The following is a 23,923-nucleotide window of genomic DNA, read 5'->3' as shown; positions in this document are numbered from 1 at the left end:
TCAGCCGAAATGGCAGATGTAGTGATAGACCTCGGCGACCCGGAGCTCGAACGATGAGTTGCCCGGCACGCTGAATTTGTCACCGGCCGCCGACTTCACCCAGTTCCCGCTGCCGGCCAGCTTGTATTCGCAACTGCCGGCCACGCATTCCATGATTTCGGGTGCGCCGGTGTTGAACTTCAGTGTCGCGGGCAACACCACGCCAACGGATTTTTTGCTGCCGTCCGGGAAGGTGATACCGTGACTGACGCACTTGCCATCGAAGTAGACGTTGGCTTGGGTCGTGATGGTGATATTGGCGATGCTGGAAGTGCTCATGGTGCGTCCCTGAAGGTTGTTGCCGGGGTTACTTTTCGTCGTTGCTCAGACTCAGGAAATCCCCCCCTTTGCCCAGTGACAGCAGGCCGGCCTGGGCGTAAATGCCCAGCTTGGCGCGGGTGTCCACAATGTCGAGGTTGCGCATGGTTAACTGGCCGATACGGTCGGCCGGCGAGAACGGGGCGTCTTCCACTTTTTCCATACTCAGGCGCTCGGGCGCATAAGTCAGGTTGGGACTCTCGGTGTTGAGGATCGAGTAGTCGTTGCCACGGCGCAGTTCCAGCGCGACTTCGCCGCTGATGGCTCGCGCCACCCAGCGTTGCGCGGTCTCGCGCAGCATGATGGCCTGCGGGTCGAACCAGCGGCCCTGGTACAGCAGACGGCCCAGCTTGCGGCCGTTGTCGCGGTACTGTTCTATCGTGTCCTCGTTGTGGATGCCGGTCACCAGCCGTTCGTAGGCGATGTACAGCAGGGCCAGGCCGGGCGCTTCATAGATGCCGCGGCTCTTGGCCTCGATGATGCGGTTCTCGATCTGGTCGCTCATGCCCAAACCGTGGCGTCCGCCGATCCGGTTGGCTTCCAGGATCAGCGTCACCAGGTCGGCGTATTCGACGCCATTGAGGGCCACCGGGCGGCCTTCTTCAAAGCGCACGGTGATTTCCTCGCGCGCAATGGAGACTTCGTCCTTCCAGAACGCCACGCCCATGATAGGGTTGACGATCTTCATTCCGCTTGAGAGCTGCTCCAGGTCTTTCGCCTCGTGCGTGGCGCCCAGCATGTTGGAGTCGGTCGAGTAGGCTTTTTCGGCCGACATCTTGTAGCCGAAGCCGTGCTGCGTCATGAAGGCCGACATCTCGGCGCGGCCGCCCAGCTCGTCGATGAACAACTGGTCCAGCCAGGGTTTGTAAATCTTCAACGACGGATTCGTGAGCAGGCCGTAGCGGTAAAAACGCTCGATGTCATTGCCTTTGAAGGTACTGCCGTCGCCCCAGATATTGACGTCATCCTCTTTCATGGCGGCCACCAGCATGGTGCCGGTGACAGCGCGCCCCAACGGCGTGGTGTTGAAATAAGTCACGCCGGCGGTGGAGATATGGAAAGCGCCACTCTGCAGGGCCGCAATGCCCTCGGCCGCCAATTGGCTGCGGCAGTCGATCAGGCGCGCCGCTTGCGCGCCGTATTGCATCGCCTTGCGCGGGATTTCGTCGTAGTCCGTCTCGTCCGGCTGGCCCAGGTTGGCGGTATAGGCGTAGGGGACGGCGCCCTTGAGCTTCATCCAGTGCAGCGCGGCGCTGGTGTCCAGGCCGCCGGAGAAAGCGATGCCGACCTTCTGGCCGACGGGGAGGTTTTGGAGAATGGTGGCCATGGTGTGTTCTGCACAGTTTTTTAAGTAAGCCGTGATTTTAGGCGACCCACATCCGTGCTTACCGGCCGCATCGCGATCGCTTCAGGGCCTGTTCACCCCATTTTTGCTCTTAGAAATAGTGTGAACAGGCCCTAGCTGACGCGCGACCGCCATGCCTGCGCATCAAAACCGACCGACACTTCGCCGTTCGTCCATTCCACCACGGGGCGCTTGATCACGCTGGCTTGCGCCAGCATCAGGGCTCGGGCGCTGGCGGCGTCCGTTACGCCGGCCCGGGTGGCGTCGTCAAGCCGGCGCCAACTGGTGCCGCGGCGGTTGACCAGCGGCTCCCAGCCCAGGGCCTTGATCCAGGCGTCGAGTGCGGGTGCGGGCACGCCCTGCTTCTTGAAATCGTGAAACTGGTAGTCCAGCCCTTGCGCACCGAGCCAGGCGCGGGCCTTTTTGACGGTGTCGCAGTTGGGGATGCCGTAGAGGGTGATGAGTTGGGTTTTCATGGGCCATGATCATGCCGTACTCGGCGACAATGGGGGTCCGTATGAAAATTCAACCCCAAACGCTTGATGACTGGCTGGCTCACTGCGAACGGCTGCACCCCAAAAATATCGATATGGGACTGGCGCGCGTCAAGGAGGTGGCGGACCGGATGGGGCTGCAGTTCGGCTGCCCCGTCATCACCGTGGCGGGGACCAATGGCAAAGGTTCGACCTGTGCCATGCTGGAGTCGATTTTGCGCCAGGCCGGCTATCGCACGGGGGTTTATACGTCGCCGCATCTGGTGCATTTTGAAGAACGCTTGCGGCTCTCCGGCGAGGTCGTCGATGCGGCTGATTTGGTGACCTCTTTCGCTACCGTGGAAGAGGCCAGAAGCCGAACCGATCCAGAAATATCGCTGACCTACTTCGAGTTCTCGACGCTGGCCATGCTGGACCTGATGGTCCGCAGCGCGTTGGACGTGGTGATCCTCGAAGTGGGCCTGGGTGGCCGGCTCGATGCCACCAACATCATCGACCCGGACTGCTCCGTGATCACCTGCATAGACCTGGATCACATGGAGTTCCTGGGCCCGGACCGGGAGTCCATTGGGTTCGAGAAGGCCGGCATCATGCGCACCGGCCGGCCGGTGGTGGTCGGTGATCCGATGCCGCCGCGGAGCCTGCTGGACCACGCCACCGAGATCGATGCCGACATCTGGCGTTTCGGTGTCGACTTCAAGCTGTCTGCGGATCTGCAGCAATGGGGCTGGAGCGGGCGGGGGCGGGGCTACAGTGGTCTGCCTTACCCGGCGCTGCCGGGTGCCAACCAGTTGGTCAATGCGGCCGGTGTGCTGGCCGCCTTGGCCGCTTTGCGGGAACGCTTGCCGGTAAGCGCGCAGGCGGTGCGCAACGGCCTGGCCGCGGTGCAACTGGCGGGGCGCTTTCAGGTCATTGCGGGCCATCCCACACTGGTGCTGGATGTGGCGCACAACCCGCATGCGGTGGCGGCACTGGCCGCCAATCTGGAGGCCATGGGCCTGTTCCCGATCACCCACGCGGTTTTTGGCGCCATGGCCGACAAAGACCTGGCAGCCATGCTGGCTACGATAAATCCCTTGATCGACCGCTGGTATTTCACGGACTTGCCGATACCCCGCGCCGCGTCTTCGGCGCATTTGCTGGAGCGCTGGCAGGCGCTGAATAGCAAGCCTGATGTCGCTGCCGCGAGCTACTGCGACCCCCGGCAAGCCCTGCGGGCAGCCATCGCTACGGCAGGCCCCGCTGATAGAATCGTGGTGTTTGGATCGTTCCACACGGTCGGTGGCGTTTTGAAGGACGGAGTGCCCCGCCTTCACGCCCAACGCCTGTCAAACATTTGAACTTCTGAACTCCTACAAAATGGCATTTTTCAAGTTCCGAAAGAGTGGCGACGAGCCATCGGCGACGCCTGTCCAGCCCGAGAGTATCGAGGTGATGCGCAAGCGGGCCAGGCATCGCTTGATCGGTGCCGCCGTGCTGGTGCTGGTCGGCGTGATTGGTTTCCCGCTCCTGTTTGACAAGCAGCCACGTCCCATTTCGGTCGATATTCCGATCGAGATACCGGATCGGAACAAGGTTAAGCCGCTAGCTATTCCGGAACCAGCCGCAGCGTTGAAGACGGAAGAGAAATTGCCTGTCCCCGCCGCCCCGGCGGCATCTGAAACACCCAAGGCAGGCGCCAACCCGGAGCCGGCTGCGATTGAAAAACCGGTCCAGAAAGCGCTTGAGAAAGTCGCCGAGAAAGCGCCGCCGGTGCCGCCCAAGGCGGATGACGGAGCCAAGGCCCAAGCACTGCTGGACGGTCAAGAGGTCGACAAAAAAGTTGGCGCCAGCGAAGGCCGGTTTGTCGTTCAGGTGGGGGCTTTTGCCGATGTCGCGCGGGCGCGCGAAGTTCGCCTGAAAGTCGAGCACGCCGGCCTGAAAACCTACACCCAGGTGGTAGAGAGCAAGGAGGGTCGCCGGATTCGTGTGCGGGTAGGTCCGTTTGCCGGCAAGGCTGAGGCCGACAAGGCGGCGGAAAAAATCAGGAAACTGAGTTTGCCCGCCACCACTTTGACCTTGTAGGAACGATGCTGAAACCTTGCGGGACAGAGCCCGGCTGCACGAAGTGACCAGTTCTGCACCCAACCGATGCCGGGATACTGGAAGTTCGCAAGCTCTGTCCTCAACTACTTAAGATGCCGACGCTGGACTGGATGATTGTGGTGGTGTTGCTGGCCTCGTTGGCACTGGGCGCCTGGCGCGGCTTGATGTACGAACTGGTGTCGCTGGCGAGTTGGGTAGCCGCGTTTGTCCTGGCGCAGTGGCTGGCACCTGAGGCAGCGGCCCGGCTGCCCATGAACGGCGCCAGTGAGGCGGTTCGCTACGCAGTAGCTTTTGCGTTGATCTTCGTGCTGTCAGTGTTTGCTGGGGGGCTGTTGGCGAAGCTGGTGAAAAAACTGTTCGCCTCGGCTGGCCTGCAGCCGGCCGACCGCGCATTGGGCGCGGTATTCGGTTTGACCCGGGGTGTGTTTTTGTTATTGGCGGTAACCCTTGTCATCGGTATGACACCGTTGCGGCAAGGCCTCTGGTGGCAGGAATCCATGGGTGTCGGCTTTGCACAGGCGGCGCTCCATGGATCGAAGCCGCTGGTGCCGCCAGAATTTGGAAAGTACTTACCATAATGTGTGGAATCGTAGGCGTTGTCAGCAGCGCACCGGTGAATCAACTGATCTATGACGCCTTGTTGCTGTTGCAGCACCGGGGCCAGGACGCGGCCGGCATCGTGACGCAGCAGGAGCGCAAGTTCTTCATGCACAAGGCCAAGGGCATGGTGCGCGACGTCTTTCGCACCCGCAACATGCGCTCGCTGCCCGGTAATTGCGGCTTGGGCCAGGTACGTTATCCGACCGCCGGCAATGCCTACAGCGATGAAGAAGCACAACCGTTTTACGTCAACGCGCCGTTTGGCATCGTGTTGGTGCACAACGGCAACCTGACCAACGCGCAGGCCTTGAAGGCCGAACTCTTCAGCGCCGACCACCGCCACATCAATACCGAGAGCGACTCCGAGGTCTTGCTCAACGTGTTGGCGCATGAGCTTGAAAAGACGACCCGCGGGCTGCCGCTGCAACCCCATGATGTGTTTGAAGCGGTGCGCAAGGTGCACCGCCGCATCAAGGGCTCGTACGCGGTGATTGCGCTGATCGCCGGTCATGGCGTGCTGGCTTTTCGCGACCCGTTCGGCATTCGCCCGCTGTGCCTGGGGCGTGGCGATGACGGCACTGTGGTGGTGGCCAGTGAATCGGTGGCGCTGGAGGGTACCTCGCACAAATTCGAGCGCGATATCGCCCCCGGTGAGGCCGTCTTCATCGACCTGCAGGGCGTCGTTCATGCGCAGCAGTGTGCGGACCATCCGGTGCTCAATCCCTGCATTTTCGAATACGTTTATCTGGCCCGACCGGACTCCGTGATGGACGGTATTTCGGTCTACCAGGCTCGCCTCAACCTGGGCGAAACCCTGGCCAAACGCGTGATCTCGACCGTGCCACCCAATGAGATCGACGTCGTCATTCCGATCCCCGAGTCGAGTCGACCGAGTGCCGCGCAACTGGCGCAGTTACTGGGCTTGCCCTATCGCGAGGGGTTTGTGAAGAACCGTTATGTCGGGCGCACCTTCATCATGCCGGGCCAATCGGTGCGCAAGAAATCGGTGCGCCAGAAGCTCAACGTCATTCCGAGCGAATTCAAGGGCCGCAACGTGTTGCTGGTCGATGACTCGATCGTGCGCGGCACCACCAGCCGTGAAATCGTGCAGATGGCGCGCGACGCCGGTGCCCGCAAGGTCTACATGGCCAGTGCCGCGCCGCCGGTGCGCTATCCCAATGTGTATGGCATCGACATGCCCACTTCCGATGAATTGGTGGCGCACAACCGCACGGTCGAGCAGATCCGCCAGTTGATTGGCTGCGACGCGCTGATTTACCAGGACGTGGACGGCATGAAGAAAGCGATCGGTTCGCTGAACCCCGGCATCAAGGGCTTTGATGCCTCCTGCTTCGACGGTGTTTATGTCACCGGCGACATCACGGCGGCGGACATTACCCGGCTCAACTCCAATCGGGTCGTGGCGGAGGAAGGCGGCGAAGACAACTCGCGTCTGGCCCTGCCCAATCACGAGGAATGACATGACTGAAAGAAAACTCCCCGCACACCTGCATCCGGATACGCTGGCCCAGCGCACGGCCGTCGACAAGAGCCAGTACGGTGAAAACTCCGAGGCACTCTATCTCACCAGCAGCTTTGTGCAACCGAGCGCCGAGATCGCGGCGCGCCGCTTTGCCCAGGAAGAAGAGGGCTACACCTACACCCGTGTCGGCAACCCCACGGTCACCAGCATGGAACGGCGCCTGGCGGCGCTGGAAGGCACCGAAGCGGCTATCGCCACTTCTACCGGCATGGCGGCGATTCTGCTGCTGGGCATGGGATTGCTGCGCACCGGCGACCATGTGGTCTGTTCGCAGTCGGTCTTTGGTTCCACCATGCGCTTGTTTTCGGGCGAATTCGGCAAGTTCGGCATTGAGACCAGCTATGTCTCGCAGACCGATGTGGCGGCCTGGCGCGCCGCCATTCGCCCCACCACCAAACTGCTGTTCGCCGAGACGCCCACCAATCCGCTGACCGATGTCTGTGACATCCAGGCGCTGGCCGATCTGGCTCACAACGTGGGCGCGCTGCTGGCGGTCGACAACTGTTTTTGCAGTCCGGCATTGCAGCAACCCAGGCGCTTTGGCGCCGACTTCATCATCCATTCCGGCACCAAATACCTGGATGGGCAGGGCCGTGTCATGGCCGGCGCCATTTGCTGCGACCAGCGCTATGTGGACGAAGTGTTCTTGCCCATCAATCGCACGGCCGGCATGGTGCTGGCACCGTTCAACGCCTGGGTGGTGCTCAAGGGCATGGAAACGCTGGGTATCCGCATGCAAGCCCAGTCCGAGCGGGCCTTGGCGGTGGCGCAGTGGCTGCAAACGCATCCCCAAGTGGGGCGGGTCTATTACCCCGGTCTGGCGTCGCATCCGCAGCACGCCCTGGCGATGCGGCAGCAGTCGGCCAGCGGCAAAGGTTCGGGTGCCGCCGTCGTGTCTTTCGATGTCAAGGGCAGTGACAGCGCGTCGCTGCGCCGAAATGCTTTTGCGGTGATTGATGCGGCGCTGGTCAGTTCCATCACCACCAACCTGGGCGACACCAAGACCACCATCAGCCATCCCGCCAGCACCTCGCATGGCCGTCTGACCGAGGCGCAACGCCAGGCCGCCGGCATCGGCCAGGGCCTGATCCGTCTGGCGGTGGGACTGGACCATATTGACGATTTGAAAACTGACCTCGCCCGTGGTCTCGATCTACTTCCATGACACAAAAAATTCGCACCCGCTTCGCCCCGTCACCGACCGGCTTCATTCACCTGGGCAATATCCGCTCGGCTTTGTACCCCTGGGCTTTTGCCCGCGCCACCGGCGGCGACTTCATCCTGCGCATTGAAGACACCGACCTGGACCGTTCCACGCAAGCCGCGGTGGACGTCATCATCGAGGGCATGTCCTGGCTCGGACTGGACTACGACGAAGGCCCGATCTACCAGATGCAGCGCATGCAGCGCTACAAAGCGGTGCTGGCCGAATTGCAGGCGGCGGGCCATGTCTATCCCTGCTACATGAGCGTGGCCGAGCTCGATGCGCTGCGCGAGCGCCAGATGGCCGCCAAGGAAAAGCCGCGCTATGACGGCACCTGGCGCCCGGCGCCCGGCAAGACACTGCCCCCGATTCCAGAGGGCGTGAGACCGGTGTTGCGCTTCAAGAATCCGCAGGGCGGCGCGGTGGTGTGGGAGGACAAGGTGAAAGGCCGCATCGAGATCAGCAATGACGAGCTCGATGACCTGGTGATTGCGCGGCCCGACGGCACCCCGACCTACAACTTCTGCGTCGTGGTGGACGACATCGACATGGCCATCAGCCACGTCATCCGCGGCGACGACCACGTCAACAACACGCCGCGCCAGATCAACATCTTTCGCGCGCTCGGCAAAGAGCCGCCGGTGTATGCCCATCTGCCCACCGTGCTCAACGAGCAGGGCGAGAAGATGAGCAAGCGAAACGGCGCCAAGCCAGTGACGCAATACCGCGACGAAGGTTATCTGCCGGACGCCATGGTCAATTACCTGGCGCGCCTGGGCTGGAGCCACGGCGATGACGAAATCTTCGGCCGTGCGCAGTTCCTGCAGTGGTTCAATCTGGACCATCTGGGCCGCAGTGCCGCGCAGTTTGACGAAGCCAAGTTGCGCTGGGTGAATGCGCAGCATCTGAAGGCCATGAGCGACGACGCCCTGGCTCCTCTTGTGGCTGCGCAATTGGAAAAGCGTGGCATCAGTTCGGATCAACGCTTGCCGCGCATCTGCGGTCTGTTCAAAGACCGTTGTGACACGACGGTCGCGCTGGCCGACTGGGCGGCAAGGTTTTATGCAGATATAACCGTCAAACCCGAAGAAGTGGCGCTGCATGTCACCGAAGCGATCCAGCCGGCACTCGGTCTGCTGGCGGAAAAGTTAGGCGCTTGCAACTGGGAGAGGGCTTCGATTGCGGCGGCGATCAAGGAAGTGCTGGCGGCCTGCGCCATCAAGATGCCACAACTGGCCATGCCGGTGCGGGTGCTGGTAATGGGCACGGCCCAGACGCCGTCCCTGGACGCGGTGCTGGAACTCAGCGACAGAGAAAAAGTACTGGCGCGTTTACGCCGCGTCTGAATTTTCAAGCTATAATTTATGGCTTGGAGATTGGGAACACTTGAAGTGGTTTTGAGTCAGGTGTTCGCGGGATTGGGGGGTATAGCTCAGCTGGGAGAGCGCTTGCATGGCATGCAAGAGGTCAGCGGTTCGATCCCGCTTACCTCCACCAAAATTTCCGAGAATGTGTGAAGCAAGGCCGAAAGGTTTTGCCGGTTGAGACGGAAGTCCAAAGGTTATGACCCCATCGTCTAGAGGCCTAGGACATCACCCTTTCACGGTGAGTACCGGGGTTCGAATCCCCGTGGGGTCGCCAAATTCATCATCCGATGAACGTGGCGCAAGTCGGTAACAGCAGGCCCGAGAGGGTCGGCGACTTGGCTCGAAAGAGTGAACGTTATCGCTACCAGGAGTGGTAGTTCAGTTGGTTAGAATACCGGCCTGTCACGCCGGGGGTCGCGGGTTCGAGTCCCGTCCACTCCGCCAAAATTACCTTGTAAATCAAGGAGTTACGAAAAGCCCGATGTAAGCGCATCGGGCTTTTTTCTTGGTTTCTGGAAAATCACTGTCCCCATTTTGTCCCGGTTTACTTGGCTTTACCTGTTTTGATTTCTCTTGTTGTTTCGGTCTGTCCCCGCAGTGTCCCGGCTGGCGGACTGGTGAAATGAGTCTTGACATTTTTGTTGTTTTTTTGCCTGCTGTAGATGCCCGCTGCTGCAGTGAGGATGTGATTTGATAAGATACGCATGTCGGACTCTGTCATAGAGTCACGTCGCGGGTCATGTGCCCGCCTTGAAGTAAGGCCCTTGTAGCTGGATCCAGCTACTTTGGTCACCAGGTGCAAGTCCTGATCACCTTGGTGTCGTTCTACTTTCTGTAGTCTGCACTGCGCCCAAACGGTGGGCACGAAACCGTCTTCCAGCCGCGCTATGCACGGCTGCAAAGAGTTTTGTTCAAGGTATTTTGAGCCATGTCTAATATCCATAACGGCGGCGTTCCGGGTGCGCTCGTAGATCTTCCCTTTGTTGCAGTATTTTTGGGTCAGCCACTCAGCTCGGTCCGTCGCTGGATTCACCATCCGCCAGCGGGCTTTCCACGGCCGGTTATGATCGGCCGAAAAATTGTTTTCCGGCTTGCTGAGCTAGTGGCCTGGGCCCAAGGATCTGCCGCAACAGGGGAAGCAGACGGCACTGAGCCCACGAATGCGTCTATTCAGCGACTACGCGGCCGGCCACCAAAACAACATAGATAGCATCAACTGGTCGGGGAGTGTGACCGTGGTGCTGGAAGAAGGCGCTGGCTTTGGTCACCTGGCTGAGAGAGCCCAGATGTGGCAGGCAACTGCCGTCGCATAGATCTCAAGCCGCCAGGAACTGCGGGTCCGTCTACGCCCAGTCGCACCAGAAGACCGCTGTGAAGCGAAAAGGTGGCCTTCGTGGTCATGAGAATCATCGTGACATAGCTGCACGATAAGCGGCTTCAACTGCGTGATGCACGGTCGCATGCAAAGTCCCAATTTTTGGGATGTTTCCATGGCGGTTTCTGAGTGGCACCTTGAAGTACCGATCAGACCATGCCAGTTCCACAATCACCTTGAAGTCAAATTTTGTATCGTAGGCCAGACCCGCCAGGGCGTAGGCCGCCGGATGCTTGGCTTGCAAGATTGCAACTTCACCGGCTTTTAGTCGAGTCACATTCTGGGACGTCCCGTACGCAACTCTGACCAAATCACCATCCTCTCGGCTTTCGACGCTTAGGACCAGCGCCGGTCGAGACTTTGGCCCTGGTTCAACATCTGGCAATTCTGGAAACAAGCACCAAACAATGTCGCCTGGCGCGGGGCGTTTCCAGCTCTGTGTCATTGGAACAAGTCCTGTCTGGAGAGAGTTTTACCTTTCGGTAGGTGCTTGGCTGCGTCCTTGCGCAGGGCTGTGATTTGCTTGGCAGTTAGCGGCCCATCATCGGGCGCATACGCAGGCAGAACATCACCAGCGAATTTTGACAAAGCCATGTGAATGACTTGCGTCTCGGTCACATCCAATTCCGACGCCAATGCCTTTACCGTGCCTCGGGTCACCCCGAATTGCGTGTCTTTGTTTCGAAATTTCACCAGCAGGTTTTCGCTTGCAACCGTCATTTTTTCACCTTCAGTCGTATATATTAACTATATATCACCAAGAGGCTCCTTGCAACCGAACTTGCAACCGTGTGTCGGAAGTAAATAGTCTTTTGAAGAACAATTTTGCATGACCGACTACGAATAATGTCATCAAGGAAAGTTGGAAAGCGAGCAGGATTGAAAAAGGCCGCCGACCCGAAGAAGGGAAGCCTTGATGGTGTTGAAATTATGCGTGGGCCGCATCAATTGGCTCAACAGCCAACCGCATGCCCATTGCCTTCAGAATCGCCATGAGGCTTTTCATTTCTGGGTTACCGCGTGCTGAGAGCGTGCGGTAAAGTGTCTTGGCGTTCAGATCTGCTTGTTCAGCGAGCTTCGGAACACCTCCAAATGCAGTGGTAATCCGACGCAGCGCTAGCAAAACTTCTTCCTGATCGCCATCCTCAAGCACTGCGCTGAGATAAGCTGCGGCCTCTTGTGGATTGTCTTTAAACTCCTGAATCGTTGCCTCTTCATGAGACACAGAAGCAGCATGTTTCATGATCCACTCCTATTGCGAGTCTTCCAATCTTCCCAGTAGCCAATTGCCTTCGCAATATCGGCGGCCTGAGCCCCTTACCGCCGCAAAGCAGCAGGACGATGGTTTGGCCATGGAGTGCGTAGTACACCCGATAGCCTGGTCCCATGTCGATCTTGAGCTCGCTTACGCCACTTCGCAATGATCTGGAACTACCAGGATTGCCAGCGCCGAAGCGGTCTATGCGACGTCGAATTGCCGTCTTCGCCTGCAAATCGCGAAGCGTCGAGAGCCAGTCAGTCAATGGGACCGAACCATCCTCTTTCATGTACCGGATGATTTCCATGTTCAATTATTCGCTTAAAAGCTACTTTATGCAAGTCCCATTTTTCGACATAGGACAATTCCGGCCGCTCACCCGATGGCTCAGGCGGGGGGCTTACGCGACTATTTTGGTCAAACGCCACTTGCGCGCGCCTCAACTGGCGTTTGACCGCCGCGATTTCAACTTGGAGCTGGATAGCCATTGACAGGCAGCGAGCGGTAAAGCCCGTCACGAATTTGGCCATTGCCCAAACCGACCCAGGTCTACCGACTTTCGTAGCGTTCCCCACGTCCAACTCGCCCACCATTTCTTCGGCCAGTTCAGCGCTGGTGTGCCGACAGTCCAGACCCTGCTAGTAGGCCAGCTTGCGCTTGTCGCGCACCAGCGAGTCGACCATGCTGCGCAGGGAGGCGTTCGCCAGTACCCAGTGCAGTGGCTTCACAGAATCGTTGTAAGCAGCGCCTGACTCCATCGCGTCAACGCGCCAGACAAGGTCGGGGTTGAGGTCGAGGGCGCTCCGACGGAAGGCCGCGAGTACACTGATTTGGCCAGAGCGACGGGATTGAACATCCGTCAAACCACCTACCGCGGCTTGAGCGGTCCATTGTGGGGTGAGTTTTTGATTAGTCATGCAATCAATTTCTCATGGAAGTCTTGGTTGTCAACCCCAAAATTCATTACCCGTACATCAATCGGATCAGGACGTCCGCGGCATAGGAAGGGTGCGAACGCCTGTGCGGCGCGACCCATATCGAAACCAGCCGCAGCCAAAGGATTGGGCTGGGGAACCACCGGTGTGGTGGCTGGGCCGCTTGCGCCCGCAGTCAGTGTCCTGTCTGTTTTCAATGCGTGTTGCCGCCGACCGAAAACTGACACTTAGGGTTATCGCGTAACACGGTCAAGAAATGGCTCAAGGCGCCTGGTGCGTATTCCGGTGATCGTGACCGCTGATTCCGGTTGATCGTGACCGGTGGCGCAGCGTGCGGTATTGCGCATCCAAATTGTAGGGGTGTCGGTCACGATGGGTCTGGATTGATCTCCTTTTTGCTCAATTTTGGTTTCTGCCGGAGAGACTCGCCCGTCAGGGTGAAACGGTGATTCTTTTGCATCACCCGGTCCAGAATGGCGTCGGCAATAGTGGCGTCACCGACCCATGCATGCCAATGCTCAATTGGTAGCTGACTGGTGATGATGGTGGCTTTGTTGGCAGCCCGGTCATCGATGATTTCCAGCAAGTCAGCACGGGTCTGGCTGTCGATACCGGCCATGCCCCAATCGTCCAGCAGTAGCACATCCGTCCTGGCCAACTGAATCAGCCACTTGCCAAACGTACCATTGCCATGGCGAATGCGCAGTTCCTCACTCAGCCTGGGGACACGTTGGTAATAGGCTGAGTGACCCCGGCGGCAGGCGTACTGCGCCAGCGCACAGGCCAGCCAGGACTTGCCCGCCCCGGTGGGGCCGGTGATCAGCACACTGTGGCCACTGTCAATCCAGTCGCCCAATGCCAGACTCATCACCGCCTTGCGATCCAGACCGCGCCCGGCGCGGGTGTCCAGATCCTCAATGCTGGCCTGGCTGTACTTCAGCCGGGCATCCTTGAGCAGTCGGGCTTGGCGTTTGTCATTGCGCCAGTGGACTTCACGGTCCACCAACAGCGCAATGCGTTCCTCAAAGCTGATGGCTGTCATTCCAGCCTGGGTGAGTTGCTCTTCCAATCCCGAGGCCATGCCAGCCAGGCGCAGATTGCGCGGTTGTTCAATCGTCGTGTTCATCATCATGGGTGTTTGCGTTGTTGTGTTGATTGGCGTCATTGGTAATAACCAGGGCCACGCACATGCGCATGCTGCGGACTGGTCCACTCCGGTGTGGCAGGTTGCACCTGGTCGCGCCCATTGACCAGGATGTCGCGCACATGGGCGCTGTTGGTAGTGCCCAACTCCAGCGCCAGCACGCAAGCGGCCTCCAGCCGTGGTCTGGTAAAACGCTTGGCCAATGCCAGTAACCCCAGACAGGCCCGGTAGCCGTGCTCGGGGTGTTTGCGCGTTTGCAGCAGGCGCGTCACCAAGGCCCCGGTGGCCACCCCAATGCTGTTGCCCCAGTGAACCAGCCGCTCTGGCGTCCATTCCATATGCGCCCGGTGGGCGGCGGACAAGTGCTCCGGCACTGTGGTGAAGCCACCCTTGTGCGCACAACGCAGGTGGGACGCCACACGCTGGCCCCGGTGCAGCAGTTCCACTGTGCGTGCCGTGACGCGAGCTTCCAGGATTTGGCCGACCAGCGACTGCGGGACGCTGTAGCGGTGCCCCTCAAACTCGACGTGCTGGTCAATGTGCACCCGAACTGTCTTGTAAACCGCCAGTTCCCAGGTTTGGGCCGGTAAGGGTTGCAGTGCCGGAGCATCAAGTTGGGCAAACGCACTGGCGCGGCTGCCCGGCAGTTTCTGAAACGCCTTGGCATTGAGTTGCTCCAGCAGTGGTGTGATGGCTTCGTTGACGTCATCGACCGTGGCAAACCGTTGGTGACGCAGTCGCATCAGAATCCAGCGCTCCACCACCTGTACAGCGGACTCGACTTTGCCTTTGTCCTGCGGGTGATACGGGCGGGCTGGCAGAACGGAGGTGCCGTAGTGGCGCGCAAAGTCATGCACAGTCTCATTGGCCCTGGGTTCGTACCGATCGGCATTGGCAATCAGCGCCTTCGGGTTGTCGGGCACGATGAGCTGGGGCACGCCGCCAATGAAACGCAGAGCCTGGGCAGTGGCGCCGAGCCAATCGGCCATGGTTTCGCGAGGTGTGGCGCAAGCAAAGGTATAGCTCGATGCGCCCAGAGCAGCCACAAAGATGTGGGCGCGGCTGCCATCGGTGAGTTCGAGCGTCGGTCCGGCGTAATCGATGAACAGCTTCTCGCCGGCGCGGTGATTCTGGCGCATGGAGCGTTTGAGGCGCTTGGCATAGCAGCGGTAGTTCTCGCAGAACTGGGAGTAGCGGTGTAACTGTCCGCGAATCCCCATCTTGCGGTGGTAGGGCATCGCTGGCATCGTCAGGGGGATGGAATCAATCCCCAATTTCTTGACAGTAACGCAGCGCCGGTGCAGCGCACCATTGATCCGGCACGGCAAGGAGTTCTGGCAGCAGGTTTTGCATGACCATGAGATTTCAGGTCTGAGCCCGAGTCAGTTTTGTCTGGAGCGCGGGCTTGCCAAGGCGACCTTCTTCAAATGGCGTAAGGTATTGAAGGGGCAGTCGCAAAGCGGATCGCCTGCGTCACACCTTGAGACCCAATCGTTGCCGGGTTTCCTTGCAGTTCCGTTGGGGCTGACGCAGAGCAGTCCTTCAAATTCGAAACAACGACAGGCGCCGATGCGCAGTGATGCCGAGCTTCACTGCGATGACGCCAAGATGGCCATCAAACTTGGTGGCGTGGATGTGGTTCTCAGCGGCCATTACGCTGATCGCGTCATGCGAATCATCACCGAACGCCTGAGTGGCGGCGGCTTTCGTTAAGCCCGGCGATGCTGGTCAACTCCAACACCTGCGCCTGGATCTGCGAGCATCCGGTGGACATGCGCAAGTCCATTGATGCCCTGGCAGTGCTGGTTGAGCCGCTGTTCAATGCCAACCCGCTCTCGGGCCATCTCTTTGTCTTTCTGTGCCGCCACCGCATCCGCGTCAAGATCCTGTACTGGGACCGAACCGGCTTTGCACTTTGGTACAAGCGGCTTGAGGGGGCGCGCTTTGCGCACCCCGGTGAGATTGCCAAGGCAGGCCTGAACATGGCGCAGTTGTCGGCCTGGTTGGAGGGCATGCCGATTGCAAAAAGTAGTTTCAAAACGGTGAACGCGACGCGCGTCAGTTGAGCCGCAAGGCCGAATTATTTTCACCCTCTGTGTGCGCATTTTTATTGACGATTTCCCCTCTCATTTTGTCAACGTCTGCTCTCCAAAAACGTTAATTGGAGATGCTCGCTCTGGCCCCTTTGAACGTCGACATACTGCCTGATGATTGTGCAGTTTTGAAGGGGCTCCTGGTCAAGCTGCATGCGCAATACGGCGCCGCCATTGAGGCCATGCACCAGCAGATCATGAAGCTTCGGCACGCCCAGTTTGGGGCCAGCAGCGAACGCCTGAGCGCGCAGACCGAGCTCTTCGCAGAGGTGCTCGATTTGCCACTGCCACCAGTGGTCAAACAAAAGATTTCGTACGAGCGCAAACATAAGGGTCGCCCCGCATTGCCCAAGGATTTGCCGCGCCAACGCATTGAGTACCACCTTGATGACCAACAGAAGGCCGAGTTCGATAGCGTCAAGCCCATTGGCGAGGAAGTCAGTGAAACCCTGCAATACACGCCAGCACGCCTGGTTGTACTGGAACACGCCCGCATCAAATATGCATGCACCAAGGACGGCCAGAGTACGGTGCGCACCGCCCATGCTCAGCCCTCACCACTACCCAAGAGCAACGCCGATGCCAGTTTGCTGGCCCAGATTCTGGTGGCCACCTATGCCGACCACATGCCGATCAACAGACAGGCCGTCATCTTTGGCCGTCATGGCATTGATCTACCGCGCACGACCCTGTGCGATTGGAAACTCGCCAGTGCCGAGTTGCTGCAAGTGCTGCGTGCCCCGCTGATTGCGCACACATTGGCGGCACCAAGGTTGCACAGCGACGATACGACCGTGCAACTGCGCGATTCGAGTAAAAACTCAACGCATACCAGCCGACTCTGGGGCTATCTCGGTGCCGGCCAGCGACTCGATGGTCAAGGCAATTGGGTAGAGCACCCACCCTCGGTGGTTTTTGAATTTACCAAGACACGCCAAGGCCTTCATCCGCAGCAGTTCTTGAAGGGTTACCGAGGCTACCTACAGATTGACGCGTATTCGGGCTACGACGCCTTGCTCAAATCGGGCGATATCGTGGCCGTCGGTTGTATGGCCCACGCGAGGCGACATTTCTTTGAGGTGGCGCGCAAAGACCCGTCTGGTGCCACCGGGTTGGCGGCGCAGGCGCTGGCCTGGATTGCCAAGCTCTACGAGATCGAATCGCACATCAAAGACCATCCGCCTGACAAGAAGCTGCTTACCCGGCAAACCCAGTCGCGGCCCGTGCTCGATCAGTTCCATGCATGGCTTGTTGGTCATGCGTCGACCATCCCGCCGCGCGGTGAGTTGGGTCAGTCATTTGGATATGCCTTGCGCCAGTGGTCAACGCTTGTTCGCTACACCGAGGATGGGATTTTGCAGCCCGACAACAACTTGATCGAATCTGCCATACGTCCTGTTGCAGTCGGCAGACGGTCATGGCTATTCCTGGGTGCCGAACGCGGCGGCCACGTGGCTGCCACCATGTACTCGCTCATTGGCACCTGCCGGCTCAACGGGGTAGAGCCCTACGCCTGGCTTTGCGATGTTCTCAAGCGCCTGCCCAATCACCCAGTCACTAAACTAGCCGAATTGTTGCCGTATAACTGGAAACGGCAATTCACCAATCAAACTTGACGGCCCATTTCAGGGCGGCGGGGCAAATCAATGGACTGGCACAACCTGATGTCTACTTTGGCCACCCAGGCCACCGATCTGGAGCTACTGCAGCTTCAAACCGCCGTTGAACATCTGCTCATGCAACCCTCTCGCATGATCGCAATCCGCCAGCAATTGCACGTCGGCCAGACGGTTCAATATCTGGACGTACGCGACAACCGCATGCATGCCGCCAAGGTAATCGAGTTCAAACCCGATCAGCTCATGGTTCATGCCTCACATGACGCCAAGTACAAGTGGATTCGCTATGCCGCCGTTGCACTTGATCCTTCGGCAAAGGCTGCGCAGTCGCAGCCCAAAGAGGTTCTGCCACGCAGAGAAGATTTTGTAGTCGGCGACACGGTGAGCTTCGAAGGGCGCGATCTGATCAGGAAGTTCGGCAAGATCTCACGGATAAATCAGAAAACCGCTTCCATCGTCTGCGAGGATGGCCATGAGTGGCGCGTTTCCTTCGCCTTACTTCAGCGCGTCATGAACGTCTAGCCGCCTGGCTTAGCGAACATCATTCACCCACGCAAGATGGGGATTCGCGGACAGTTACCGTAGTCCCACCTCCACATCGCCTACCCCGAGAGGGTGGCATGTGAGCCAGGGCAGGGCATTCCCCCTGTTCTCCTGATATTTGAATTTGAGTACCACCTACCTGATCCCATCGGTCACCTCTGCTGAAAGCAGTCGTGCAGCCCGGGAGTCCACCTTGAAGCCTGCCCACGTGCAGCGCCAACAGGCTGGGCAAACCAGGTAGGAATGCGCAAGGAGCCAGCAGGCTACCTGAATCAAATGACATTGCTGCGGCTGCGTGCCGTAGTACAGGGTTGATCGCCTATCAGTTGATCAACACCCCCCCGATCCTCAGTCTCTGGGATCGGGTGCCGACCGTCGCCTTGCGATTGGCCGGGGCGTCTGATTGGACATCAGACCGCAGGACAAAGTGCTAACGACCCATCCCACCCCTGGGGACCCCATAGCGTGCTATGGCCCGCCAGTAACCAGAACAGGACTGCTGCAACCTGTTCTGAGGCAATTTATTGGAAGTTTGAACGTGATCGAAAAATCATTTGCGACCCAGGCATGGGTGCTGCACTCGTGGATTTCGGCATTTGGGCCGGAACTACTGGCATGGCACCTTTGAGCTTGGAAATACTAAAACGAAAACCGGAAAGTACCACTATGAACTTACGAACCAAAGACAGCCATCCCGACCGTGCTCAACGTGACATGCTTGAACCCTACACACCCATGCCCGTTGAGGTTCTGGCGCCGCGCCGTGGCGACAAGGAAACCGGCATCGGTCTGGTCCTGCTCAAAGCGGTTGAGGAGGCCTGCAAGGGCGATCCACTGCGTCAAGCCGATGAATTCTTTGTCCGGTTCAGGATCCCCTCCGGCACGGGGCTCAAGCGGGAGGCCTCGATCCAGACCAAGCGGGACTACATCTGGCGGCTCAAGAGCAGCCTGCGCGAACTCGCCAGCCTCAACATCAAAATTCAGAACCTGCGGGAGTTGTCGAAAAAGCAGATAACGCAACTGGTGCGCAAGTGGGTTCGCGACGGCCGGTCAGCCTCCACCATGGCCAACAAAGTCACTGTGCTGCACCGCATGGGTGTGTGGATGGGCAAACCCCATCTTTGCCCCGCCTTGCCGGACCTGCTGGCGGAAATCGGCGAAGACCCGGACCTGGCCCGCCGCCAGTACTCGGCCATCGCATCGAAGGCCGTCACCGCCAAGAACATCGATCCGCAAGAGCTGTTCTGCCAGATGGACGAACTGTGCGTGGTCGCAGGCCTCCAGCTGAGACTCCAGCTCCATTTCGGCCTGCGCGTGTTGGAAACGGTCATGTTCAAACCCTTCGCCGCCGATATGGGTAAGGAATTGTTCCTGGTGGACGGCACCAAAGGCGGCAAAGCTCGCGTCATCCCGATTGAGACCGCGGAACAGCGCACCTTGCTCGATGAGGCCAAGGTCATGGCCACCAGCAACCGAAAAGGCATCCTCACCGACAAGAATCGGAAGCTGCAACAGGCCGTATCGCATTACTATTACCTGTGTAGCAAAATCGGCCTGACCAGAAAAGACCTGGGCGCCACCTCGCATGGCCTGCGTCACACCTTTGCCAACGCCCAGTACAAAAAAATCACCGGCGTGGACAGCCCGGTCAACGGCGGTGAGCGCATCCCACACCGTCAAGAAATTGCTGCCAGGCGCGAGGTGTCGGAACTGCTGGGACATTTCCGACCTTCTGTCACCTCTGCCTACCTCGGCAATCACGTCACGCTGGGTCGCTCGCGCCGGGCCAACATCAAGGGCCTGCTCGCCAAACTGGAAGCCAGCCACGAGCTGCGCGAACTCATCAAAACCGAAGGCGTGACAAGTGTCTGGGTGGTAGGGCCTGAAGCGAGCGGCGCGCCCATCGGAAGCCACATGATGATCTCCATGCAAACCGCAGGGGAGGGCGGCGAGGTAGCGCCCGACGCCGGCAGCCGCATCGGGGCCGTGGTCGGAAGAATCATGGGCAAGCCCTGCTTCTGCATCACCTACGCCAGCTTTCGCCAGCAGAATATCGAAGGCCTGGAACTCATCGGCCTGACGCAGGAGCGCGCCTTGGCCACAACCAGTCCTGTCGGTTTTTGACTTCAAAACGGCGGAAAGCTTTGTCCCTTAACGAATCATGCGTGCGCCAAAGTGGCGATGCTAAAACGTCGGGCAAATAGCTCCACTTGAATGGACTCACCGGAGGGCAAGCATCCATTCGCCTCCAAAAGTTCCGGCACCATTGTTTGCGGCTTGGCATCAAGCGCTTCAATGGTGTCCGCTTCGGTGGCAAGTCCTGGCACATCGTCAGACGATGCAACCCAGACGTGCGCCCCGGAATCCCACTCGGCGCGGATGAAATATGGCTTGTTCACACTTCCATGCTACGCCATTGCTGGTGAGGATGTGCTAGCCGTGGATCTCCCCGGCAAGGACGAAATAGGAAAAAAAGAAGGCGTGAATGCCGCCGATCTTTCTTGTTTCATTGGCTGCTTATGCAGCCGCTTTGTCGCGTTTAGTCGTCGTCGTGTCCGTGGAGTCTGCGGCGCGCGGCGCGATTCCTGTCGTGGAGTTCGCGTGTCCCCTTTTTTAGTTTGGGTGCTACAAAGAGCGCCAAGACTATGCCAACCAAAAGAATGATGTTGATGACGTTAAGGAAAGGATCTTTGAACATGAGGAATGTCAGGTGAATTGATCACTATTGGTTTTCAGTGTAGGTCGCTGGATGAAGATTTGCAAATTCCGTTATCCATTCCGTTACCCATGCCATGAAAAACTTTGCCAGGCAGGTCTGGCCCTGTGTTTTTTGATTCGGATCGCTCAAGTCACTTCCCCTTCGCTTAAAACAATTCGAGCACCGGCCGTCACATCCTCAAGGCTTAGCACCACGGGCTTCTGGCCTGTTTTGCGACTGATTGCGCGGTTTAGCGCGTACTGCAAGACACCTTCGATATTGGCAATCGTCTGGCCTTCAAGCAAGGTGGTGATTTGAAACACGTCCAGTCCGACATCGAGCATGACCTTTTTGCCTTTGATCCAGTTCGATACAAAGCGCGGAATCTGATCTCGCGGCGGTGGTGCAAATTCCACCTTCTCGGTAAAGCGGCCAGCGCGCAGCAAGGCCGGGTCGATCTGGTCGGGATGGTTGGTGGCCGCGATGAATACCACGTCCTTGACTTTCTCGTCCGTGCCATCCATCAACGCCAGCATTCGGTTGGTCAGATCCGGCGTGTTGGAATACTGGCGGTTGCGCAGTGCGTCGTCGGCCTCATCGATGAAGATGATGCAGGGGCGAATGTCCTTCGCCTCGGCGTAGAGCTTGCTGATCTTCTCGCGGTCAGCCATCAGGTCAGGCCCCGCCACCGAGAGGAAGGCCCAGCCGACTTCTTTAGCCAGGGCGCAGGCGGCAGCCGTCTTGCCGGTACCGGAGGGGCCATGGAACAGCATTCCCGAGGGCAAGGTGCCACCCAGCGATTCGATCCGAGCCACGTCCTTTAGGCGCGAGCCCACCATTTCCAGTGCTTCGCGCGTTGGCACGTCGAGCACCAGCTCGCTCAAACTCTTCGTGTTCTTCGGCACGCGGCCATTGCGTCCCTGCACTTCGCGCAGTGTTCCCATCCATGCGTCGTGGCCAATGTCGGCGAGATTGTGGTCCCTGGCATACCGTGGCAGCGCCTTGACCACGGCCAGCAGGCGGCTCACACTAAACCCGTTCCAGCGCTTGGCAACCGAGAGCAAAGCCTCCTGGTCGACTTTCAGGTGTTGCGCATGCTTGGCCACCCCTTTTTGCAAAATCCCGATGCGGGCTTCTTCGTCGGGTGGTGTGATCTCGATTTTGTAGTCGAAACGACCTTCGCGGATTGCCGCAGCGTCCAAGTTCTCCAAGTAGTTTGTCGCACCCAGCAGCACCACACGGTGATTGCGCAGGTTGACGATCTCAGTGAGCAAGGTGTTCGTGATCTTTAGGCCTTCTTCGCTGTTGCCCGCGGTATCGCGTGAGCGGATAAAGCTGTCAATCTCATCGATAAGCATCACGCATGGAGCGCGCAGCTTGGCGAAAATGAAACAATTGCTGATAAGTCGAGGCATTTCCCCAAGCCATTTGGACGACACATCGCCGTAGGTGAGAGAGACGTACGGGACATTCAGCTCGCCAGCCAGAGCTTCGGCAAAGACGGTTTTACCGTTGCCGGGTTCACCGTGGAGCAGGATGCCGTTGGCCGGTGGCTCTGCCTTGCCATTGGAATTGCGCTCGGCAACGATCAACTTGGCAGGCTCCAGCAGTTTGTCCTTGATGGCTTGCATACCGAATATGTTCGCGAACGTGGTCTTCGGCGTTTGGGCTGCCACCGGTGTGGCGTAATCGGGAGTGTTATCGGCTGTAGTAGCGGAAACTTGTTGGGTATATTGCGCACGGAAGTGTTCATTGTGGCCGTTGTACGGTACGTGACCATAGGCGGGCGGGTATTTGCTATACAAAAAGCCGAAACTACCCATGGCGAACATCAGTCCAACGTACCACCAATCAATTGGATGCCTGGCGTTTAGTGAGAGTAACCCTGCAAACGCCAGGATGTCGTAGGCCAGCCAGCGCATGACTTCAGGGTCGCAGGATCCAACCAGTGGGTAGGACCGGTCGGCGCGTGGAACAGCACGCTCGACTTCGATCCAGTGGGCAAGAATGCACCAGACAAGACAAACGGCGAACGACACGGCAATAAATTTGCGCACGCCCGGTGCATTGTTCGTCATGAAGTAATTGAATCCTTCGCTTAACGACAACAACGCGTAAACATGAATCCAGCAACTAAAGACGATGGCTCCACCCATTGTCACTGCCATCTTTTCTTCGACCCAGTCAAAGAACTTTGCGGTGGATGTTCCTCGATTGCAAAAGGCCGACATCCGGACGGCGTGTGGCATGGGAGACTGATTGCTCATTTGATTGAATCCAAAATTTCCTTGTTACTGATTCAACCTACCGCATGTCTTCGGCCTGTCAAGGGGGTTTTGTTGAAATCTTGAGCCGGATTTTTTGTTCTATTGTGGTTTTGTGATCAAACCGGATCCGATGGCCGCGACGTGCTTGAGCGTGTTTTCGACACCGCAGATGCCGAGTTGATGTGCGCGTAGTGGGATGGCGCTGGTTTCGTTCGCGTCCTCACCCACTTCCAAGTGGAGGTTCACAACGTCTTGATCCACTTGTTCTACGTCCCATCGACAAATTCCGTTGTGGGCATGTATGGCGTCCAGCCAGCAACTGATCCCATCTGCCAACGCTTCTGATGCAAAACTTGGTGGGCGTGCGGTAATTTCGTCTTGAACGTTCCGGCCGGAACAAAATTGCATGGCGGCAACGACCTTGGACGTCAGCTTCATGTCTTTGAGGGCATCTTCCGCCGGCAATGTTGGCCACTCCAGGGGGCGTTGAATGTATCCAACAATAAACATCAGCTTGGGCGCGTCCTCTGGCAGCCGAAAAGAATTCTCTTGCGCCGCTTGATCACCAGCGGTAGATATACAAAACGTCTTCTCCGCAACGAGTTTGTCAAGTCTTTCGCGCATGTCGGAAGGTGACCACCTACAGATTTCCGAATAGCCTATTGGCGTGGACACCAGTGAGATATCAGACTTGTAGTCAAGCCATTGGCCGATCCATGCTGAGATCGTAGTGATTGCGCAATTCGTGCCAGCGGTCTGAAATGGCGAACTGAGCGCATTGGTGAACCTGGGTCGAAATATGAGTGGCATCATCACCATTGCACAATGATGCCGTAGCCCTTTATTGGCATTTTTTGCCTGCCCGTAATGGTGCGTCGAGTACCCGACCTGAGCCCGCAACTGTTCGTAGAACAGATCTTGGGACGGAGCCAATCTTGCGGCATTCCAGATTGACAAGTCGTCGCGGCGTTCAAGTGCGTCGAAAACCGCCTGGGG

26 protein-coding genes, 3 tRNA genes and 1 pseudogene are annotated in these 23,923 nt (G+C 58.5%); 15 read left to right on the top strand and 15 right to left on the bottom strand.

The window, feature by feature from the left end:
* The 3 genes from PHS32_RS10565 to PHS32_RS10555 all read right to left on the bottom strand — a co-directional run bounded on the left by PHS32_RS10565 (position 1) and on the right by PHS32_RS10555 (position 2,178).
* Positions 1-318: a pyrimidine/purine nucleoside phosphorylase gene (locus tag PHS32_RS10565; RefSeq protein WP_301078912.1), complete on the bottom strand. Its 318-nt coding sequence runs from the start codon at positions 316-318 to the stop codon at positions 1-3.
* Between the two features lie 28 nt (positions 319-346).
* Positions 347-1,684: an argininosuccinate synthase gene (argG, locus tag PHS32_RS10560; RefSeq protein WP_301078911.1), complete on the bottom strand. Its 1,338-nt coding sequence runs from the start codon at positions 1,682-1,684 to the stop codon at positions 347-349.
* A 131-nt stretch (positions 1,685-1,815) separates the two neighbouring features.
* Entirely contained in the window at positions 1,816-2,178 is a 363-nt protein-coding gene (locus PHS32_RS10555) for an ArsC family reductase (RefSeq protein WP_301078910.1), read from the bottom strand.
* A 41-nt stretch (positions 2,179-2,219) separates the two neighbouring features.
* Here PHS32_RS10555 and folC point away from each other — a divergent pair, with 41 nt between their 5' ends.
* The 9 genes from folC (at position 2,220) to PHS32_RS10510 (ending at position 9,439) form a co-directional block, all read left to right on the top strand.
* Complete coding sequence (gene folC / locus PHS32_RS10550; protein WP_301078909.1) at positions 2,220-3,536, top strand: bifunctional tetrahydrofolate synthase/dihydrofolate synthase; 1,317 nt, start codon at positions 2,220-2,222, stop codon at positions 3,534-3,536.
* A gap of 19 nt (positions 3,537-3,555) precedes the next feature.
* The gene (locus PHS32_RS10545; protein ID WP_301078908.1) at positions 3,556-4,260 is read left to right on the top strand and encodes an SPOR domain-containing protein; all 705 of its coding nucleotides are present in this window, start codon (positions 3,556-3,558) and stop codon (positions 4,258-4,260) included.
* Positions 4,261-4,373: 113 nt separating this feature from the next.
* Positions 4,374-4,859 carry a CvpA family protein gene (locus PHS32_RS10540; RefSeq protein ID WP_301078907.1) on the top strand — a complete coding sequence of 162 codons (486 nt, stop codon included), beginning with the start codon at positions 4,374-4,376 and terminating at the stop codon, positions 4,857-4,859.
* A complete protein-coding gene (gene purF, locus PHS32_RS10535) occupies positions 4,859-6,361 on the top strand; it encodes an amidophosphoribosyltransferase (protein WP_301078906.1) in 1,503 nt (500 codons plus the stop codon). The genes PHS32_RS10540 and purF overlap by 1 nt, the downstream gene beginning before the upstream one ends.
* A gap of 1 nt (position 6,362) precedes the next feature.
* Positions 6,363-7,589 carry an O-succinylhomoserine sulfhydrylase gene (locus PHS32_RS10530; RefSeq protein WP_301078905.1) on the top strand — a complete coding sequence of 409 codons (1,227 nt, stop codon included), beginning with the start codon at positions 6,363-6,365 and terminating at the stop codon, positions 7,587-7,589.
* Positions 7,586-8,974, top strand: coding sequence for a glutamate--tRNA ligase (gene gltX / locus PHS32_RS10525; protein ID WP_301078904.1), 1,389 nt, complete (start codon positions 7,586-7,588; stop codon positions 8,972-8,974). Before PHS32_RS10530 ends, gltX begins: the two co-directional genes overlap by 4 nt.
* 75 nt (positions 8,975-9,049) lie before the next feature.
* A tRNA-Ala gene (locus tag PHS32_RS10520) sits at positions 9,050-9,125 on the top strand.
* 68 nt (positions 9,126-9,193) lie between these two features.
* Positions 9,194-9,269 (top strand) — tRNA-Glu (locus PHS32_RS10515).
* 93 nt (positions 9,270-9,362) lie between these two features.
* Positions 9,363-9,439: transfer RNA gene (locus PHS32_RS10510), tRNA-Asp, on the top strand.
* Between the two features lie 100 nt (positions 9,440-9,539).
* Here PHS32_RS10510 and PHS32_RS10505 read toward each other — a convergent pair.
* Positions 9,540-10,031, bottom strand: coding sequence for a hypothetical protein (locus PHS32_RS10505; protein ID WP_301078903.1), 492 nt, complete (start codon positions 10,029-10,031; stop codon positions 9,540-9,542).
* Positions 10,032-10,155: 124 nt separating this feature from the next.
* On the opposite strand from PHS32_RS10505, the gene PHS32_RS10500 reads away from it, so the two are divergent.
* Positions 10,156-10,308 (top strand): hypothetical protein, encoded by a 153-nt coding sequence (locus tag PHS32_RS10500; RefSeq protein WP_301078902.1) that lies wholly within the window; start codon positions 10,156-10,158, stop codon positions 10,306-10,308.
* 93 nt (positions 10,309-10,401) lie between these two features.
* Here the strand turns inward: PHS32_RS10500 and PHS32_RS10495 are convergent, their stop codons facing one another.
* From PHS32_RS10495 to istA, 8 genes and pseudogenes are all read right to left on the bottom strand, one after another.
* Complete coding sequence (locus tag PHS32_RS10495; protein WP_301078901.1) at positions 10,402-10,815, bottom strand: type II toxin-antitoxin system PemK/MazF family toxin; 414 nt, start codon at positions 10,813-10,815, stop codon at positions 10,402-10,404.
* Positions 10,812-11,090 (bottom strand): hypothetical protein, encoded by a 279-nt coding sequence (locus PHS32_RS10490; RefSeq protein ID WP_301078900.1) that lies wholly within the window; start codon positions 11,088-11,090, stop codon positions 10,812-10,814. The genes PHS32_RS10495 and PHS32_RS10490 overlap by 4 nt, the downstream gene beginning before the upstream one ends.
* A 208-nt stretch (positions 11,091-11,298) precedes the next feature.
* Positions 11,299-11,613, bottom strand: coding sequence for an addiction module antidote protein (locus PHS32_RS10485; RefSeq protein ID WP_301078899.1), 315 nt, complete (start codon positions 11,611-11,613; stop codon positions 11,299-11,301).
* On the bottom strand, positions 11,585-11,917 hold the full coding sequence (locus tag PHS32_RS10480) for a type II toxin-antitoxin system RelE/ParE family toxin (protein ID WP_366143474.1): 333 nt from the start codon (positions 11,915-11,917) through the stop codon (positions 11,585-11,587). Before PHS32_RS10480 ends, PHS32_RS10485 begins: the two co-directional genes overlap by 29 nt.
* Positions 11,886-12,158: a hypothetical protein gene (locus tag PHS32_RS10475; RefSeq protein ID WP_301078965.1), complete on the bottom strand. Its 273-nt coding sequence runs from the start codon at positions 12,156-12,158 to the stop codon at positions 11,886-11,888. Before PHS32_RS10475 ends, PHS32_RS10480 begins: the two co-directional genes overlap by 32 nt.
* A gap of 108 nt (positions 12,159-12,266) precedes the next feature.
* Positions 12,267-12,545 (bottom strand): hypothetical protein, encoded by a 279-nt coding sequence (locus tag PHS32_RS10470; RefSeq protein WP_301078898.1) that lies wholly within the window; start codon positions 12,543-12,545, stop codon positions 12,267-12,269.
* A 385-nt stretch (positions 12,546-12,930) separates the two neighbouring features.
* Positions 12,931-13,695, bottom strand: a complete 765-nt coding sequence (gene istB, locus PHS32_RS10465; RefSeq protein WP_301078897.1) for an IS21-like element helper ATPase IstB — start codon at positions 13,693-13,695, stop codon at positions 12,931-12,933.
* 29 nt (positions 13,696-13,724) lie between these two features.
* A pseudogene (gene istA / locus PHS32_RS10460) lies at positions 13,725-14,900 on the bottom strand (IS21 family transposase); the annotation flags it as partial.
* Positions 14,901-14,964: 64 nt separating this feature from the next.
* On the opposite strand from istA, the gene PHS32_RS10455 reads away from it, so the two are divergent.
* The 5 genes from PHS32_RS10455 (at position 14,965) to PHS32_RS10435 (ending at position 20,086) form a co-directional block, all read left to right on the top strand.
* Positions 14,965-15,420, top strand: a complete 456-nt coding sequence (locus PHS32_RS10455; protein WP_301078896.1) for a hypothetical protein — start codon at positions 14,965-14,967, stop codon at positions 15,418-15,420.
* Between the two features lie 8 nt (positions 15,421-15,428).
* Entirely contained in the window at positions 15,429-15,773 is a 345-nt protein-coding gene (gene tnpB / locus PHS32_RS10450) for an IS66 family insertion sequence element accessory protein TnpB (protein ID WP_301078895.1), read from the top strand.
* Between the two features lie 101 nt (positions 15,774-15,874).
* The gene (locus PHS32_RS10445; protein WP_301078959.1) at positions 15,875-17,416 is read left to right on the top strand and encodes an IS66 family transposase; all 1,542 of its coding nucleotides are present in this window, start codon (positions 15,875-15,877) and stop codon (positions 17,414-17,416) included.
* A gap of 30 nt (positions 17,417-17,446) precedes the next feature.
* Positions 17,447-17,941 carry a hypothetical protein gene (locus PHS32_RS10440; protein ID WP_301078894.1) on the top strand — a complete coding sequence of 165 codons (495 nt, stop codon included), beginning with the start codon at positions 17,447-17,449 and terminating at the stop codon, positions 17,939-17,941.
* Positions 17,942-18,628: 687 nt separating this feature from the next.
* On the top strand, positions 18,629-20,086 hold the full coding sequence (locus PHS32_RS10435) for a site-specific integrase (RefSeq protein WP_301078893.1): 1,458 nt from the start codon (positions 18,629-18,631) through the stop codon (positions 20,084-20,086).
* Between the two features lie 35 nt (positions 20,087-20,121).
* On the opposite strand, the gene PHS32_RS10430 is transcribed toward PHS32_RS10435, so the two are convergent.
* The 3 genes from PHS32_RS10430 to PHS32_RS10420 form a co-directional block, all read right to left on the bottom strand.
* A complete protein-coding gene (locus tag PHS32_RS10430) occupies positions 20,122-20,361 on the bottom strand; it encodes a DUF1902 domain-containing protein (protein WP_301078892.1) in 240 nt (79 codons plus the stop codon).
* Positions 20,362-20,806: 445 nt separating this feature from the next.
* Positions 20,807-22,927, bottom strand: a complete 2,121-nt coding sequence (locus PHS32_RS10425) for an AAA family ATPase (RefSeq protein WP_301078891.1) — start codon at positions 22,925-22,927, stop codon at positions 20,807-20,809.
* 99 nt (positions 22,928-23,026) lie between these two features.
* Positions 23,027-23,923: hypothetical protein (locus PHS32_RS10420; RefSeq protein ID WP_301078890.1), on the bottom strand; the 897-nt coding region annotated here is incomplete at its 5' end.

The organism is Rhodoferax sp. (assembly GCF_028714215.1).
Taxonomy (GTDB): domain Bacteria; phylum Pseudomonadota; class Gammaproteobacteria; order Burkholderiales; family Burkholderiaceae_C; genus Rhodoferax.
The sequence above is the reverse complement of the archived record's forward strand: the minus strand, read 5'-3'. Positions and strand labels throughout refer to the sequence as shown.

Coding starts and splice junctions, on each gene's coding strand:
- PHS32_RS10435 (WP_301078893.1), top strand. CDS start 18,629: ATGAACTTACGAACCAAAGACAGCCATCCCGACCGTGCTCAACGTGAC.
- tnpB (WP_301078895.1), top strand. CDS start 15,429: ATGCTGGTCAACTCCAACACCTGCGCCTGGATCTGCGAGCATCCGGTG.
- PHS32_RS10485 (WP_301078899.1), bottom strand. CDS start 11,613: ATGAAACATGCTGCTTCTGTGTCTCATGAAGAGGCAACGATTCAGGAG.
- PHS32_RS10470 (WP_301078898.1), bottom strand. CDS start 12,545: ATGACTAATCAAAAACTCACCCCACAATGGACCGCTCAAGCCGCGGTA.
- PHS32_RS10530 (WP_301078905.1), top strand. CDS start 6,363: ATGACTGAAAGAAAACTCCCCGCACACCTGCATCCGGATACGCTGGCC.
- PHS32_RS10565 (WP_301078912.1), bottom strand. CDS start 318: ATGAGCACTTCCAGCATCGCCAATATCACCATCACGACCCAAGCCAAC.
- folC (WP_301078909.1), top strand. CDS start 2,220: ATGAAAATTCAACCCCAAACGCTTGATGACTGGCTGGCTCACTGCGAA.
- purF (WP_301078906.1), top strand. CDS start 4,859: ATGTGTGGAATCGTAGGCGTTGTCAGCAGCGCACCGGTGAATCAACTG.
- PHS32_RS10445 (WP_301078959.1), top strand. CDS start 15,875: ATGCTCGCTCTGGCCCCTTTGAACGTCGACATACTGCCTGATGATTGT.
- PHS32_RS10475 (WP_301078965.1), bottom strand. CDS start 12,158: ATGGCCAAATTCGTGACGGGCTTTACCGCTCGCTGCCTGTCAATGGCT.
- PHS32_RS10425 (WP_301078891.1), bottom strand. CDS start 22,927: ATGAGCAATCAGTCTCCCATGCCACACGCCGTCCGGATGTCGGCCTTT.
- PHS32_RS10555 (WP_301078910.1), bottom strand. CDS start 2,178: ATGAAAACCCAACTCATCACCCTCTACGGCATCCCCAACTGCGACACC.
- PHS32_RS10500 (WP_301078902.1), top strand. CDS start 10,156: ATGCGTCTATTCAGCGACTACGCGGCCGGCCACCAAAACAACATAGAT.
- PHS32_RS10455 (WP_301078896.1), top strand. CDS start 14,965: ATGGAATCAATCCCCAATTTCTTGACAGTAACGCAGCGCCGGTGCAGC.
- istB (WP_301078897.1), bottom strand. CDS start 13,695: ATGATGATGAACACGACGATTGAACAACCGCGCAATCTGCGCCTGGCT.
- PHS32_RS10480 (WP_366143474.1), bottom strand. CDS start 11,917: ATGAAAGAGGATGGTTCGGTCCCATTGACTGACTGGCTCTCGACGCTT.
- argG (WP_301078911.1), bottom strand. CDS start 1,684: ATGGCCACCATTCTCCAAAACCTCCCCGTCGGCCAGAAGGTCGGCATC.
- PHS32_RS10540 (WP_301078907.1), top strand. CDS start 4,374: ATGCCGACGCTGGACTGGATGATTGTGGTGGTGTTGCTGGCCTCGTTG.
- PHS32_RS10505 (WP_301078903.1), bottom strand. CDS start 10,031: ATGGTGAATCCAGCGACGGACCGAGCTGAGTGGCTGACCCAAAAATAC.
- PHS32_RS10440 (WP_301078894.1), top strand. CDS start 17,447: ATGGACTGGCACAACCTGATGTCTACTTTGGCCACCCAGGCCACCGAT.
- PHS32_RS10495 (WP_301078901.1), bottom strand. CDS start 10,815: ATGACACAGAGCTGGAAACGCCCCGCGCCAGGCGACATTGTTTGGTGC.
- PHS32_RS10490 (WP_301078900.1), bottom strand. CDS start 11,090: ATGACGGTTGCAAGCGAAAACCTGCTGGTGAAATTTCGAAACAAAGAC.
- PHS32_RS10545 (WP_301078908.1), top strand. CDS start 3,556: ATGGCATTTTTCAAGTTCCGAAAGAGTGGCGACGAGCCATCGGCGACG.
- gltX (WP_301078904.1), top strand. CDS start 7,586: ATGACACAAAAAATTCGCACCCGCTTCGCCCCGTCACCGACCGGCTTC.